Source organism: Mycobacterium sp. 852002-10029_SCH5224772, assembly GCF_001667315.1.
Lineage (GTDB): Bacteria > Actinomycetota > Actinomycetes > Mycobacteriales > Mycobacteriaceae > Mycobacterium.
Genome location: NZ_LZHT01000076.1, coordinates 46,751 through 60,554, shown reverse-complemented (window position 1 = coordinate 60,554; position 13,804 = coordinate 46,751). Strand labels below are relative to the sequence as shown.

Below are 13,804 nucleotides of genomic sequence, written 5' to 3'. Positions count from 1 at the left end.
GAGCTGCTCATGTTCGCCGACGGCGGCGTCGTATACCTGGAAGTGCGCACCGACAACGAGGCGGCCATCGGGCTGTATCGCAGCGTCGGATTCGAGCAGATCGGCCTGCGCCGGCGCTATTACCGCGTCAGCGGCGCCGACGCCTACACCATGCGGCGGGAGGCGCTGTGAACGTCGGCGACAAGACCATCTTGGCCATCGAAACCTCGTGCGACGAAACGGGAGTCGGCATCGCGCGGCTGGACGCGAACGGCACCGTCACCCTGCTCGCCGACGAGGTGGCCTCCAGTGTCGACGAGCACGTGCGGTTCGGCGGCGTGGTCCCCGAAATCGCCTCGCGCGCGCACCTGGAGGCGCTGGGGCCCGCCGTGCGCCGCGCGTTGTCGACCGCCGGCTTGGACAAGCCCGACATCGTCGCGGCCACCATCGGGCCCGGGCTGGCCGGCGCCCTGCTGGTGGGAGTTGCTGCGGCCAAAGCATATTCGGCGGCGTGGGGGGTGCCGTTCTACGCGGTGAACCATCTGGGCGGGCACCTGGCCGCCGATGTCTACGAGCACGGGCCGCTGCCCGAGTGCGTGGCGCTACTGGTCTCCGGCGGCCACACCCACCTGTTGCATGTGCGTTCGCTCGGCGAGCCGATCGTCGAGCTGGGCAGCACCGTCGACGACGCGGCCGGCGAGGCCTACGACAAGGTGGCGCGGCTGTTGGGGCTGGGCTACCCCGGCGGCAGGGTGCTCGACGAGTTGGCCCGCACCGGTGACCGGGACGCGATCGCCTTCCCGCGCGGCATGACCGGGCCGCGCGACGACCCGTACTCGTTCAGCTTCTCCGGCCTCAAAACGGCGGTGGCGCGGCACCTGGAAAGCCACCCGGACGCGGTGAACGCCGATGTGGCGGCCGGGTTCTCCGAAGCCGTGGCCGACGTGCTGACCCGCAAGGCGGTGCGCGCCGCGACGGACCTCGGCGTCTCGACGCTGCTGATTGCGGGGGGAGTGGCCGCGAATTCGCGGTTGCGCGAGCTGGCGGAGCAGCGCTGCGCGGCGGCCGGGCTGACGCTACGCGTTCCCAGGCCGCGGCTGTGCACCGACAACGGCGCGATGATCGCCTCGTTCGCCGCGCACCTGGTGGCGGCCGGGGCGCCGCGATCACCGCTGGACGCGCCTAGTGACCCGGGCCTACCGGTGGTGAAGGCGCAGGTCAGCTGATCGCTGACGGCGAACATGCGGGAAGCAGCAGGGTGCCCTTGAGTGCTAGCACTCCCATGTATAGAGTGCTAGGTGGCAATCGGCCACGCCCTGTGTCGGCACCCGCGACGACGACGCTCGGGCATGGACGAATGCCGAACACCTGATAATTCGGCAGGTGCCGGGCCCGACCCGGACCGGCCGCCAACTCCGGTCCGGGCACGTCCCGGACCCGACCCAAACACTGGAGGGCTCCAATCGTGGCGAAGGTGAACATCAAGCCACTCGAGGACAAGATTCTCGTGCAGGCCAACGAGGCCGAGACCACGACCGCGTCCGGTCTGGTCATTCCCGACACCGCCAAGGAGAAGCCACAGGAAGGCACCGTCGTCGCAGTCGGCCCCGGCCGGTGGGACGAAGACGGCGAGAAGCGCATCCCGCTGGACGTCTCGGAAGGCGACACCGTCATCTACAGCAAGTACGGCGGCACCGAGATCAAGTACAACGGCGAGGAGTACCTGATCCTGTCGGCACGCGACGTGCTGGCTGTCGTCTCCAAGTAAGAACCGTGTCCCGCCCCGGAGATCCCCGCGTCCCCGCGGGTGATTTCCGGGGCGGCATGCGTTTGGCTGAAGGAGCCTGATGAGCAAAATTATTGCGTACGACGAAACGGCGCGCCGCGCCATCGAGGCGGGCGTGAACGCGCTCGCCGACGCGGTACGGGTGACGCTGGGGCCGCGAGGCCGGCATGTGGTGCTGGCCAAGGCATTCGGCGGACCGGCGGTCACCAACGACGGTGTCACCGTCGCCCGTGAGATCGACCTGGAGGACCCGTTCGAGAACCTGGGTGCCCAGCTGGTGAAGTCGGTGGCGACCAAGACGAACGACGTCGCCGGCGACGGCACCACCACGGCCACCGTGCTGGCGCAGGCGCTGGTCAAGGGCGGCCTGCGCCTCGTGGCGGCCGGTGCCAACCCCATCGAACTCGGTGTTGGAATTTCCAAGGCCGCCGACACGGTGTCCGAAGCGCTGCTGGCGTCGGCCACCCCGGTCTCCGGCAAGGACGGCATCGCCCAGGTGGCGACCGTGTCGTCGCGCGACCAACTCCTGGGCGAGCTGGTCGGCGAGGCGATGACCAAGGTCGGCACCGACGGCGTCGTCAGCGTCGAGGAATCCTCCACGCTGAGCACCGAACTCGAGTTCACCGAGGGCGTCGGCTTCGACAAGGGTTACCTGTCGGCGTATTTCGTGACCGACTTCGATGCCCAGCAGGCCGTGCTGGACGACCCGGTGATTCTGTTGCACCAGGACAAGATCAGCTCGCTACCCGACCTGCTGCCCATGCTGGAAAAGGTCGCCGAATCGGGCAAGCCGCTGCTGATCATCGCCGAGGACATCGAGGGTGAGCCGCTGGCGACACTCGTCGTCAACTCCATTCGCAAGACCCTCAAGGCCGTCGCGGTCAAGGCGCCGTTTTTCGGCGACCGTCGCAAGGCGTTCCTCGAGGATCTGGCGGTCGTGACGGGCGGTCAGGTGATCAATCCCGACGCCGGCCTGCTGCTGCGCGAGGTCGGCACGGACGTGCTGGGCTCGGCGCGCCGCGTGGTGGTCAGCAAGGACGACACCGTGATCGTCGACGGCGGTGGCGCCAAGGATGCGGTGGCCAACCGCATCAAGCAGCTGCGCGCCGAGATCGAGTCCAGCGACTCCGACTGGGACCGCGAGAAGCTGCAGGAGCGGCTGGCCAAGCTGGCCGGCGGCGTCGCCGTGATCCAGGTGGGTGCGGCCACCGAGACCGCGCTCAAGGAACGCAAGGAAAGCGTCGAGGATGCCGTCGCGGCCGCCAAGGCCGCGGTCGAGGAGGGCATCGTCGCCGGCGGCGGCTCGGCCCTGCTGCAGACCCGCAAGGCGCTGGAAAAGCTGCGCGGCTCGCTGTCCGGCGATCAAGCGCTCGGCGTCGACGTCTTCTCCGAGGCATTGGCCGCTCCGCTGTACTGGATCGCCACCAACGCCGGGCTCGACGGCGCGGTCGCGGTGCACAAGGTGACCGAGCTGCCCAACGGGCACGGGCTGAACGCGGACAAGCTCACCTACGGTGACTTGATCGCTGACGGCGTCATCGACCCGGTCAAGGTCACCCGCTCGGCGGTGCTCAACGCGGCGTCGGTGGCCCGGATGGTGCTGACCACCGAAACGGCGATCGTCGAGAAGCCGGCCAAGGAAGACGACGACCACGGCCACGGTCATCACCACCATCACTGAGTAGTATTGGTGCCCGACCGTGGGCCTAATGTACGAAATCCCAACGGTTTTCGTGCATAGGTCCCACGGTCGGCGTCATTTCGGCCGCCGCGGCTCGATCAGAACTTGGAGCCCAATCCCGCGATCAGGTTGATGGTGACCGCCAAGATGACCGCGCCGAGAAGGTAAGACAGCAGCGCATGGCGCAGCACCGTCGCCCTGATGGATGTCAATCCGATCTCGGTGTCCGACACCTGATAGGTCATGCCGACGGTGAAGGCCACATACGCGAAGTCGCGAAAGCGCGGTCGCTCTGGGTCGTGGAAGTTGATTCCACCCGGCTCGCCTGAGTAATACAGCCGCGCGTAGTGCACGGTGAACAATGTGTGCACGGCAAACCAGGACGCCGCGACGGTCAGGATGCCGACGACGGCGGCTTCCACGGCTCCGGGGCCCGAGCGCGACGCGGCGGCCACCACGTAACCGACCCCGCCCAGGCTGGCGACGCTTGCCGACACGATGACGGCGTCGGCCACCCACCGGGTGGGGTCCTCTTTCGTCACGTATTTGCAGGTTTGATCGGCGTCCATGCCGCCCAAGAGGAGCCGCGTCCAGACCACGTAGATGCAGGCGGTGACGATCCAGCCGGCAAGCGCGAATCGCCAACCGACGGTGTTGCCGACTACGAGAGCGACGGCGACTCCGAGCGCGGCGGCAATCGCTATCCGAGCCGCGACCGTGTCGCGAAAGAACTCAACGAGGGATTCCACAACCCCGACCTAAGCACGAGCACCTGTCATCCACGTAGCACGAAAACGGCGGTCACCGTCAGCCCCGAACGATGACCCCGACCCTCCGTCGGGAATAGTATCAATCGATACGGTATTATACGATACAGTTAGGGTATCGGATGAGAGGTGACGACCATGGACGTGTACGAGGCAGTCACAACCCGACGGGCAGTGCGCGGATTCACCGACCAGCCGGTGTCGAGAGAGGTGCTGGAGCGTGTGCTGTCCGCCGCAGCGTGGTCGCCGTCGGGATCCAACATCCAGCCGTGGAACATCTATGTGGTGACCGGCGCGCCGTTGGCCGAGCTCAAAAAGCGCGCGGTCGAGCGGGTGGCCGCCGGCGACCCATGGGACGAGCGAGAGTACGAGATGTACCCCCAGGCGCTGCAGTCCCCATACCGCGAGCGGCGGTCGGCGTTCGGTAAGGAGCGCTACGGCGCACTCGGCATTGCGCGCGACGACTGGGATGGGCGCCAACGGGCGGCGATTGCCAACTGGGATTGCTTCGGTGCGCCCGCAGCCCTGTTCTGCTACATCGACCGCGACATGGGCCCGGCCCAATGGGCCGACCTGGGCATGTATCTGCAGACCGTCATGCTGCTACTGCGCGCCGAAGGCCTGCACAGCTGTCCGCAGATGGCGTGGTCGCAGGTTCGCCAGACGGTTGCCGAGGTCCTCTGCCCCCCGGACCGGCTAATGCTCTTCTGCGGCATGTCGATCGGCTACGAGGACCCTGCGGTTAATTACATTCGTACGGGCAGGGCACCGCTCGACGAAACGGTCGCGTTCGTCGACGACGAGTCGCCCGCTCCGCGGCAGGTGGACCGTTGCACCGGCGCTCCGGTGTTCGATCGGGATGAAAGAATGCGAGCGTCATGACCCGCGCTCCAAAGCATGCCGCGACTGCGCGCGCCACCGACCGCCCGGGGGATCCGTCCCCGTTCGCGCTGGGTTTGTTGCTGCGCCGCGCACACTGGCGCGCGGCCGCGGTGATGTCGGAGGCGCTTCGGCCGCTGGGCATCGAGTTGCGGCATTTCGCCGTGCTGCTCGTCCTCGTCAACCGCGGGCCCACAGAGCAGCGGGCCCTCGTAGAGGCGACGGGCTCGGACAAGGCGGGCATCATGCGGGTCGTGGATGACCTGGAGAGTAAGGGTCTCGCTGTCCGCAAGCATGTCCCGGGCGATCGGCGGGTGCGAGCCGTGGAGATCACCGCCAAGGGGCTTGAGATATTCGACGCCGCCCACGTGGCCGCGGAGCCGCTGGCCGAGAATCTGGTCTCCGCCATGGGTCCGGGGGAGGCAGAACAACTCAGGGATCTGCTGACCCGGTTCACTTCTGCTGCGGACTAGTAGCGGCTCGGTGCTCCCGTCAGCGGCTGCCCGGCGGCAGGCTGGGCGGGGTCGTCACGGTCGTGGTCGGCGTGGACGTCACGGCCGGGGTGCTGGTGACCGTGACGGTGCTCGTGCTGGTGCTCGTCGACGGCGGGGGCACGGCGACGGTCGTGGTGCTGGTCGTGACGCTGGTTGTCGACGAGGTCGTCGTCGCCGACGCCGCGGCGATCACACCGCAGGCGATGCGCTTGCTCGGCTCGGCGGTGGGGCTGCTGCCCAGGTTGTCGGCGCTCTGGTGGAGGATCAGCGCGCTGCCCGAGCTGTTTCGCAGGTCCGCGGCGGTGAACGAGTTGCTGGTGGTGACCAGTTTCGCCGAGCCGTCAGAGCGCACCTGCAGCGCGGTCAAATCGCCGCTGGCGGGATAGCCCGTGTGATTGGCCGCCTGGTAGACGCTTCCCGCGGAGTCGAAGTCGCCCTCGCATTTGCCGACCGAATAGATTTGCAGCCCGTGGAAACCGGGGCTGAGCACCTGGTTGGGGCCGGCCTCCACGGTCACCGTCGCGTAGCCGTTCGCGAACTCGAAGGTGGCGTTGGCGACCGGACTCCCGTCGGCGGTCTTGAGCTGCGTGGTCAGCCGCTCGGTGCCGGGCGCCGGGCTGGTCAGCGGTGACGTATTGGGTTGGCTGCTCTGCTGGTTCGCGCAGGCGGCCAGCGGTGCGATGGTCACGGCGAGCGCCGCGACCGCGAGGGATGCGCCGTTGTTCATGGGCGGTGCCTACCCAATTCGCCGATTTCAAAACGAGCATGACTCTGCGGCAGCGCCGAGAGCCGCACGGCTCACAGCGAACTCAGCAGGACCGCGCGGCCGCGGACGCGGAGCTTGTTGAGCGTCGACTGACGCAACCCGACGATGCGCTCGACCATTCTGTTGCCGAGGTTGTCGAGCATGTCCGCACTCAAATCGATTGGGGCAGGGCACAAGTCGCGTTCCTCTTCGCTGGCGTGGGCGTCGAGGACCCTGACGAACGAGTGCCATTCGTCTTCGTAGTCGGGTGCGGTCGGCGGCGTCCGCAGGAGCACCGCTAGCTGGTCCCAGACTTGGCGGTGCTCCGCATGGGCGATCGCGACCAGGGTGCTCGCCGCCGACACGGCGGGATAGAACAGGTCGTCTTCGATGCGCATGTGGATGTCCAGCTCCATCAACAGCTCATCGAGGGCGACTTGGCGCTCGCGGGTGTGCGGCGGTATCGCGCTGATCTTCTCGCAGAGTCCGCGCAAGACTTTGTGGTGCTCGAACAGCACGTCGTAGGCATTCACCGCACCCTCCCGCGCACTTCGACGAGTCCGTCGCGGATCCGCACCGGATAACTCGGCAGCGCCGCCGTTGCCGGTCCGCGCAGCACTGCTCCCGATCCGCACGCGAACCTGGAACCGTGCCAGGGACACACGATTCGATCGCGGTCGATCCAGCCGTCGTTCATCGGCGCGCCCAGGTGCGGGCAGCGTTCACCCACGGCCAGTATCCGGCCCTCGTTGCGGTAAAGCACCACGCCGACGCCGGCCACCGCGACTCGCCGTGGCTGGCCGTCCAGCGCCGCGGCCGCCAACACCGGCGTCCATACGTCCCCCCTCAGCCGGGCGCCAGAGCGGTCAACCCCGGCGCCCGATGCGAACACCAACGTCCCACCGAGGTAGCCGCCACCGAGGGTGAGGCCATAGCCCAGCGCGCTGGCCGCCATCCCGCGCCGATGACGGCCGCACCGGCGGTCCCACCAGGACGCCGCGTACAGGCCGGTCGCGATGGTGTTGAGGAAGCCGTGCACCAGACCGATCCGACGCGATTGTTCGTGGGTGTGCTGCCAGTCCGTCAGACCGGTGACGCCCGCACCGACGCTGCCGACAAGCCCGACGCCCAGCGCAAACCTCGATGCGCCGCGCAACTTTGTGGCGCGGCCGGGCAACGCGCCGACGGAATCCATCGCGACCGTCGTCGTCATCGCTCCGATCGGAATCGACGTCAACACCGGATGCAGTGGATGACCGAGCCAGGTGCCGTGCAACAGATTGCTGATCCGATCCCGACGCCCGCCCATGGCCGCGAACAGGAAGGTCAGAGCGTGCTCAAGCCGGTAGCTCGGCCGGTCCAGCCAGGCTTGCCGTCCCAGTGTCGCGGTGTGCCGATATGCCACAGTGCGCCCCCTCCGGAGTGCGAGACCGGCGCGGCGCAACGCGTCTCGACGCCGCGTCGGGGATGGACCGCGGCCGGGCCGCCGCGCCCATTCCTAGTCCACGGGCTGCGGCTGCGAATCGTTCACTCGACGGCCGACGAACGAGCCGTGCAGCAGCCACCACGTTGTCGGGGCACGACAACGGACCGTCGCCCCGTTGTCCGGTTCGGGCAAGCGCCGATGCGGCCGGCCACGCGACCATGGAGTTAGCAACGGACGAAGACTTCGCCCCAGGGCGACCCGAGTCGTCAGGGGCGGTGCACCGGCCCGCCCGCCCCTGGCGACAACCCCCTCCGACACGAAAGGACGTCACGCGCCATGACCACCATTCAGCGCTTCCGGATGACGCCGCAGCAATACACCCGATTGCACGACGAACTGGCCGGGCTGCGTTCGCGCCGCGGCGTCGAGGTTCCCGACGACCTCATGGACTACAACCCGAATCGCCGTGCGCGCCAGTCGGTGCGACGCGCGCGCATCTCCCAGATCGAGGGGCTGCTGTCCAACGCGGTCGTCGTCGGCGAAGGGGCCGCGTTTGATCCCGTCGCCGAAGCGGGCATGGTGTTGACCATTCGCTACGACGACACCGGTGAAACCGAGACGTTTCTGCTGGGCAGGCCGTGCCCCGAGGATGCCGGCATCAAGGCCTATTCGATGGCGTCCCCGCTGGGCCGCGCGATGGCCGGCGCCCGTCCGGGTGATGAGCGTTTCTACGCCATCCCGGATGGGACGGGGCGCTGCGTGACGCTGCTGAAGGCCGTCCCGTACGGAATGTATGCGATGAAAAGCCGTGGGCCACAGCTGGTTATGCGGCGTAGCTCCATGCACGTTCCGGACAAGCAGATCCACCGCTGGGAAGGCGAGGGCGGCGCGGAATACCTTACCCAAGCGGTATCTGCGATCTGAAAAAGTAGGCCGTCAATCAGATTGCGGCCGAACAGGATCGGCGGGTCAGGCGCTGCGCCGGATGCCGCGGCCGATGTCGCCCTTGAGCAGAAGGTCGCGTTCGGATTCCGACAGGCCGCCCCAAACCCCGTAGGGCTCACCGACTTCGAGGGCGTGCGAACGGCATTCCTGGATCACCGGGCACTGCCGGCACATTTCCTTGGCGCGCTGTTCACGTTGCATGCGGGCCCGGCCGCGCTCCCCGTCGGGGTGGAAGAACACCGCTGAGTCAACGCCGCGGCACACGCCCTGCAGTTGCCAATTCCAGATGTCGGCGTTGGGTCCAGGTAGTTGCTCCGGCTGTGGCATTGGTTCGTTCCCTCTCTGCACGGCCCGCCAGGTGAGGTCAGGTTCGCGAAAGCGATTGTGTGCAACTTAAATTAAGTGGAGTGGAGTCACCGATGACTACCCGTCATGTGTAGACGTTAGGGGCGACGATGAATTTCCGTCAATAGCCACTTAGCCCGGCAAAGTATGTGCCCCTTGGGGCAAAATTAACTTCGCGTTCATCTCGAATGGAATTGCGACAGCAACGCCGTGCTACCTGGCAGTTGACCGAAAGGAGATTTCCCAGCTCAGCGCCAGCCGGAGCCGCGGGCCGAATTTATCCATGGGCTATAGTGATTAACTGTTCGGTAACAGGAAGACCACAAACTGTTTACTACATCATTGTGATTGAAACTCGTCACACTTCCTTGATTGAGCGGCAGTTGGCCGACGCCGCGTTCGGAGACCGGCCCGGGCGCTGGCCGCTGCCGTCGGCGACGACGCCGGACCAACGGTGGCTGCGCGCGGTCGCGGCCGGGGGGCAGGGGCGCTACGGCGCCGCCCAGCGCGACCTCGCCGTGCTGCGGCGCGACGCTCCAGCCGGACGGCTGGCCTCGCTGGCCCACAGCACGCAGGGATCGTTCTTGCGCCAGCTCGGTTGGCACACCGCCGCCCGCGGCTGGGACGGGCGCGCCCTGGCGCTGTCCGGGACCGACCCCGAGGCGGGCTCCGACGCCCTGATCGGGCTGGCGGCCGACGCGCTGGGCGTCGGGCGCTTTGCGGCCGCCGCGACGTTGTTGGCGCGCGCCGACCCGTTGCTGACATCCGCGGTGCCCGACCGGCTTCCGGTGCGCCGCGGGTGGGTGGCCGCCGAACTCGCGATGGCCAGCGGCGAGGGCGACGTCGCCGTCCACCATGCCGGCGAGGCGGTGGAGCTGGCCGCGGCCATGGCCATCCCCTCGGCGCGGCACCGAGCCAAAAGCGAGGTGGTGCTGGCCGCCGCGCTGTGCAGCGCGGGAGACGTCGAGCGCGCCCGCGCTGTCGCACAGGCCGCGCTGCACACCACCGGCCGATTAGGCCTGCTTCCGCTTCGTTGGGCGTTGGCGTGCTTGCTGATAGATATCGGAAGTGTCACTTTTTCGGCACAGCAATTGCACGAAATCCGCGATATCTGCGCAGGCCAGGTGCGGCACGCCGGTGGAACGTGGCGTTCCGCTTGAAACGGCCTCCCGCCCGTTATTGTCATTTCGTAAGTTAGCCCAGTTGGCCCGCGATGTGTCCGGTTCGTAACGTTAGGGATATCACCGTCGATGACAATTCCAGCAGGGGAACGTCTCGACGCTGTGGTCGCCAAGGCCGTCACCGGAGACCACGGCGCACTGAGGGAGGTGCTGGAGACCATCCGCCCGATCGTCGTGCGATATTGCCGGGCGCGCGTCGGCACAATCGACCGCGGTGGCCTGTCAGCGGATGACGTGGCGCAGGAGGTGTGCTTGGCGACTATCACGGCGCTGCCCCGCTATCGCGATCGCGGACGCCCTTTTCTGGCCTTCCTCTACGGCATCGCGGCCCACAAGGTCGCCGACGCCCATCGGGCCGCCGGTCGCGATCTTGCCTATCCCACCGAATCGCTTCCCGACCGTTGGTCGCCCGACGCGGGACCCGAACAGCTTGCCATCGAAGCCGATTCGGTGAGCCGGATGAGCGAACTGCTCGAGATCCTGCCCGCCAAACAACGCGAGATCCTGATCCTGCGCGTTGTCGTCGGCCTGTCCGCCGAGGAGACCGCGGCCGCGGTCGGCAGTACCACCGGAGCGGTCCGCGTTGCCCAGCACCGCGCGCTGTCGCGGTTGAAGTCCGAGATGATCGCGGCAGGTGACTGTGCCTGAATCCCTGGATGAATTCGCTCGCACCGATCTGCTCATCGATGCGCTCGCCCAACGCCGGCCGGTGGGCGTGGAGGACCCCGACGCCGACGTGCTGACCGCCATGCTCGAGGACTGGCGCGACAACCTGCGGTGGCCCCCGGCCAGCGCGCTGGTGACACCCGAAGAGGCGGTCAACGCGTTGCGCACCGGGCTGGCCGAGCGCCGGCGGGGCCGTCGTGGCCTGACCGCCATCGGCTCGGTCGCCGCGGCGCTGATCGCGTTCAGCGGCTTTGGGGCCATGGTGGTCGAGGCACGCCCCGGCACCCCGCTGCACGGGCTGCACGCGATGTTCTTCGACCAACCGCGGGTCAACGAAAAGCAGGAAATGCTGGCCGCCAAGGCCGACCTGGCCAAGGTGCAGGAATCGATCGACCGCGGCGAGTGGGACCAGGCCAGAAATCAGCTCACCGAGGTGAGCAGCCTGGTGCAGTCGATCGACGACCCGGCCGCCAGGCAGGACCTGATGAACCAGCTGAAGCTGTTGAACGCCAAGGTCGAATCGCGCAACCCTAACGCCACACTGCCGGCCCCGGCGGCTCCGTCAGCCGTGCCGAAGGCGGCGACACAGTCGCCGGGTCCGCCCCGGGGCGGCGGGAATCAGTGACGGCGGTGAAAACCGTCGGCGTCTGACGTCGCTTCGTTGAGCGAGGCGTCGGCGTAGCCCCGGCAGTAGTCCCACGTGACGTAGGCATCCGGCTCGGGGTCATAGGCGGGCTCGTGCGGGCGCACGGTGCCATCGATCAACAGCTGCAGCAGGTTGGCCCGCAGCATGTCCCAGTCGTGATAGTGATCCTGCTGACACTCGTCGCAGCACACCACGAGTCCGCGAATCCCTTTGTGCGCCAGCAACGCTTCGTAGACCGCCAGATCGGCGAGGTCGGCCTCGACGGCCATCCGCTCTTGGGAATCCAGGGGCTGGCCTGGCTCGACGGCTTCCAGCGCCGCCGACGGATCGCACGGGTCGTCGGCGAAGGGATCGGGCGGCAAACCCGGTGGGAGGTGGTCGCGCACGCCTCTAGCCTACGCAGCCCGGTCGCGATAGCGCCAGCAGGGAGCTACCCGCCGTTCCCGTTCCGTTTGGCGCGCGGGCCGCGGCCCCGAACACGCGAAATCCCTGCGGTGTTGGATTGCCCGGTTCCTCCCCGCGCCGTCACGGCGCGCATCGTCACCGGGCGGTGTTGGATTGCCCGGTTTCTCCCCGCGCCGTCACGGCGCGCATCGTCACCGGGCGAAGGCGAGCCGATAGGATGGGCTTCTCACGTCGCATCGTATGGAGGGCCCCACTGATGACCCGTGGCACGTCCCACCTGGAAGACAGCTCTGACCTGGTCGGCAGTCCGTATGTCCGGGTGGGTGGCCTCGTCGACGACCCCGTTCCCACCGGCGGCGACAACCCGCACAAGATCGCGATGCTGGGGCTGACGTTCGACGACGTCCTGTTGCTGCCGGCCGCCTCCGATGTGGTTCCCGCCACCGCCGACACCTCCAGCCAGCTGACGAAGAAGATCAGGCTCAAGGTGCCGCTGGTGAGTTCGGCGATGGACACCGTTACCGAGTCGCGGATGGCGATCGCGATGGCGCGCGCCGGCGGCATGGGTGTGCTGCACCGCAATCTGCCGGTGGCCGAACAAGCCGGCCAGGTTGAGATGGTGAAGCGTTCCGAGGCCGGGATGGTCACCGATCCGGTCACCTGCCGCCCGGACAACACACTGGCCCAGGTCGATGCGCTGTGCGCGAAGTTCCGGATTTCCGGTTTGCCGGTCGTCGACGACTCCGGTGCGTTGGTGGGCATCATCACCAACCGCGACATGCGTTTCGAGGTGGATCAGACCAAGCAGGTCGCCGAGGTGATGACCAAAGCCCCGCTGATCACCGCGCAGGAGGGGGTGTCGGCCGACGCGGCGCTGGGCCTGTTGCGGCGCCACAAGATCGAGAAGCTGCCCATCGTCGACGGCCACGGCCGGCTGACCGGGCTGATCACCGTCAAAGATTTCGTCAAGACCGAACAGCACCCGCTGGCCACCAAGGACAGCGACGGCAGGCTGCTCGTCGGCGCCGCCGTCGGCGTCGGCGGTGATGCCTGGGTGCGCGCGATGATGCTGGTCGATGCCGGGGTCGACGTCCTGATCGTGGACACCGCGCACGCGCACAACCGGCTGGTGCTCGACATGGTCGGCAAGCTCAAGGCCGAGGCGGGCGACCGCGTCGAGGTGATCGGCGGCAATGTCGCCACCCGGTCGGCCGCGGCCGCCCTGGTCGCCGCCGGCGCCGACGCGGTGAAGGTGGGCGTGGGACCGGGGTCGATCTGCACTACCCGGGTGGTGGCCGGCGTCGGCGCGCCGCAGATCACCGCGATCCTGGAAGCCGTCGCCGCCTGCGGGCCGGCCGGGGTGCCGGTGATCGCCGACGGCGGGCTGCAGTACTCCGGCGACATCGCCAAGGCCCTGGCCGCGGGGGCGTCGACGGCCATGCTGGGTTCGCTGCTGGCGGGCACCGCCGAGGCGCCCGGCGAACTGATCTTCGTCAACGGCAAGCAGTTCAAGAGCTACCGCGGCATGGGATCGCTGGGGGCCATGGCGGGCCGGGGCTCCGGCGGCGGAAAGTCGTACTCGAAGGACCGTTACTTCGCCGACGACGCGCTCTCGGAGGACAAGCTGGTGCCCGAGGGCATCGAGGGCCGGGTGCCGTTCCGCGGCCCGCTGTCCTCGGTGATCCACCAGCTGACCGGCGGTCTGCGCGCGGCGATGGGGTACACCGGCTCGTCGACCATCGAGGAGCTGCAGCAGGCCCAGTTCGTCCGGATCACGGCGGCCGGGCTGCGGGAAAGCCACCCGCACGACGTCGCCATGACGGTCGAAGCCCCCAACTACTACGCGCGCTGAGGCCCAG

Annotated in this window: 16 protein-coding genes and 1 pseudogene; 11 read left to right on the top strand and 6 right to left on the bottom strand. The window is 68.0% G+C overall.

The features are described from left to right. From A5775_RS13600 to groL, 4 genes and pseudogenes are all read left to right on the top strand, one after another. A pseudogene (locus A5775_RS13600) lies at nt 1–171 on the top strand (ribosomal-protein-alanine N-acetyltransferase RimI); the annotation flags it as partial. Continuing rightward, on the top strand, nt 168–1,205 hold the full coding sequence (gene tsaD / locus A5775_RS13595; RefSeq protein WP_067252948.1) for a tRNA (adenosine(37)-N6)-threonylcarbamoyltransferase complex transferase subunit TsaD: 1,038 nt from the start codon (nt 168–170) through the stop codon (nt 1,203–1,205). The pseudogene A5775_RS13600 and the gene tsaD, both read left to right, overlap by 4 nt. Before the next feature lie 239 nt (nt 1,206–1,444). Next, nucleotides 1,445–1,747 (top strand): co-chaperone GroES, encoded by a 303-nt coding sequence (gene groES, locus A5775_RS13590; RefSeq protein ID WP_007167930.1) that lies wholly within the window; start codon nt 1,445–1,447, stop codon nt 1,745–1,747. Between the two features lie 79 nt (nt 1,748–1,826). Continuing rightward, nucleotides 1,827–3,446, top strand: a complete 1,620-nt coding sequence (gene groL, locus A5775_RS13585) for a chaperonin GroEL (RefSeq protein WP_067252946.1) — start codon at nt 1,827–1,829, stop codon at nt 3,444–3,446. A 98-nt stretch (nt 3,447–3,544) separates the two neighbouring features. On the opposite strand, the gene A5775_RS13580 is transcribed toward groL, so the two are convergent. After that, nucleotides 3,545–4,195 carry a DUF1345 domain-containing protein gene (locus A5775_RS13580; protein WP_067252944.1) on the bottom strand — a complete coding sequence of 217 codons (651 nt, stop codon included), beginning with the start codon at nt 4,193–4,195 and terminating at the stop codon, nt 3,545–3,547. Nucleotides 4,196–4,351: 156 nt separating this feature from the next. Between A5775_RS13580 and A5775_RS13575 the strand changes: the two genes are divergently transcribed. Both A5775_RS13575 and A5775_RS13570 read left to right on the top strand, forming a co-directional pair. Continuing rightward, nucleotides 4,352–5,095 (top strand): nitroreductase, encoded by a 744-nt coding sequence (locus A5775_RS13575; protein ID WP_082953009.1) that lies wholly within the window; start codon nt 4,352–4,354, stop codon nt 5,093–5,095. Next, the gene (locus A5775_RS13570; RefSeq protein ID WP_067252942.1) at nt 5,092–5,565 is read left to right on the top strand and encodes a MarR family winged helix-turn-helix transcriptional regulator; all 474 of its coding nucleotides are present in this window, start codon (nt 5,092–5,094) and stop codon (nt 5,563–5,565) included. The genes A5775_RS13575 and A5775_RS13570 overlap by 4 nt, the downstream gene beginning before the upstream one ends. Before the next feature lie 19 nt (nt 5,566–5,584). On the opposite strand, the gene A5775_RS13565 is transcribed toward A5775_RS13570, so the two are convergent. The 3 genes from A5775_RS13565 to A5775_RS13555 form a co-directional block, all read right to left on the bottom strand. Continuing rightward, nucleotides 5,585–6,313, bottom strand: coding sequence for a superoxide dismutase family protein (locus tag A5775_RS13565; protein ID WP_067252940.1), 729 nt, complete (start codon nt 6,311–6,313; stop codon nt 5,585–5,587). 71 nt (nt 6,314–6,384) lie between these two features. After that, nucleotides 6,385–6,864 (bottom strand): hemerythrin domain-containing protein, encoded by a 480-nt coding sequence (locus A5775_RS13560; RefSeq protein WP_067252937.1) that lies wholly within the window; start codon nt 6,862–6,864, stop codon nt 6,385–6,387. Beyond that, on the bottom strand, nt 6,861–7,652 hold the full coding sequence (locus tag A5775_RS13555) for a Rieske (2Fe-2S) protein (protein WP_082953012.1): 792 nt from the start codon (nt 7,650–7,652) through the stop codon (nt 6,861–6,863). The genes A5775_RS13560 and A5775_RS13555 overlap by 4 nt, the downstream gene beginning before the upstream one ends. Nucleotides 7,653–8,093: 441 nt before the next feature. On the opposite strand from A5775_RS13555, the gene A5775_RS13550 reads away from it, so the two are divergent. Continuing rightward, nucleotides 8,094–8,681, top strand: coding sequence for a GreA/GreB family elongation factor (locus tag A5775_RS13550; RefSeq protein ID WP_082953008.1), 588 nt, complete (start codon nt 8,094–8,096; stop codon nt 8,679–8,681). 45 nt (nt 8,682–8,726) lie between these two features. Here A5775_RS13550 and A5775_RS13545 read toward each other — a convergent pair whose 3' ends face one another. Next, complete coding sequence (locus A5775_RS13545; RefSeq protein ID WP_067252932.1) at nt 8,727–9,029, bottom strand: WhiB family transcriptional regulator; 303 nt, start codon at nt 9,027–9,029, stop codon at nt 8,727–8,729. A gap of 362 nt (nt 9,030–9,391) precedes the next feature. Between A5775_RS13545 and A5775_RS13540 the strand changes: the two genes are divergently transcribed. From A5775_RS13540 to A5775_RS13530, 3 genes are all read left to right on the top strand, one after another. Beyond that, a complete protein-coding gene (locus A5775_RS13540) occupies nt 9,392–10,207 on the top strand; it encodes a hypothetical protein (protein ID WP_067252930.1) in 816 nt (271 codons plus the stop codon). 90 nt (nt 10,208–10,297) lie between these two features. Then, a complete protein-coding gene (locus A5775_RS13535) occupies nt 10,298–10,876 on the top strand; it encodes a sigma-70 family RNA polymerase sigma factor (RefSeq protein ID WP_067252928.1) in 579 nt (192 codons plus the stop codon). Continuing rightward, nucleotides 10,863–11,519, top strand: coding sequence for an anti-sigma-D factor RsdA (locus tag A5775_RS13530; protein WP_231995177.1), 657 nt, complete (start codon nt 10,863–10,865; stop codon nt 11,517–11,519). Before A5775_RS13535 ends, A5775_RS13530 begins: the two co-directional genes overlap by 14 nt. On the opposite strand, the gene A5775_RS13525 is transcribed toward A5775_RS13530, so the two are convergent. Next, nucleotides 11,513–11,926, bottom strand: a complete 414-nt coding sequence (locus tag A5775_RS13525; protein ID WP_067101334.1) for a DUF5319 domain-containing protein — start codon at nt 11,924–11,926, stop codon at nt 11,513–11,515. The two genes, A5775_RS13530 and A5775_RS13525, sit on opposite strands and share 7 nt — an antisense overlap. A gap of 275 nt (nt 11,927–12,201) precedes the next feature. Here A5775_RS13525 and guaB point away from each other — a divergent pair, with 275 nt between their 5' ends. After that, a complete protein-coding gene (gene guaB / locus A5775_RS13520; protein WP_067252926.1) occupies nt 12,202–13,797 on the top strand; it encodes an IMP dehydrogenase in 1,596 nt (531 codons plus the stop codon). Nucleotides 13,798–13,804 lie beyond the last annotated feature (7 nt).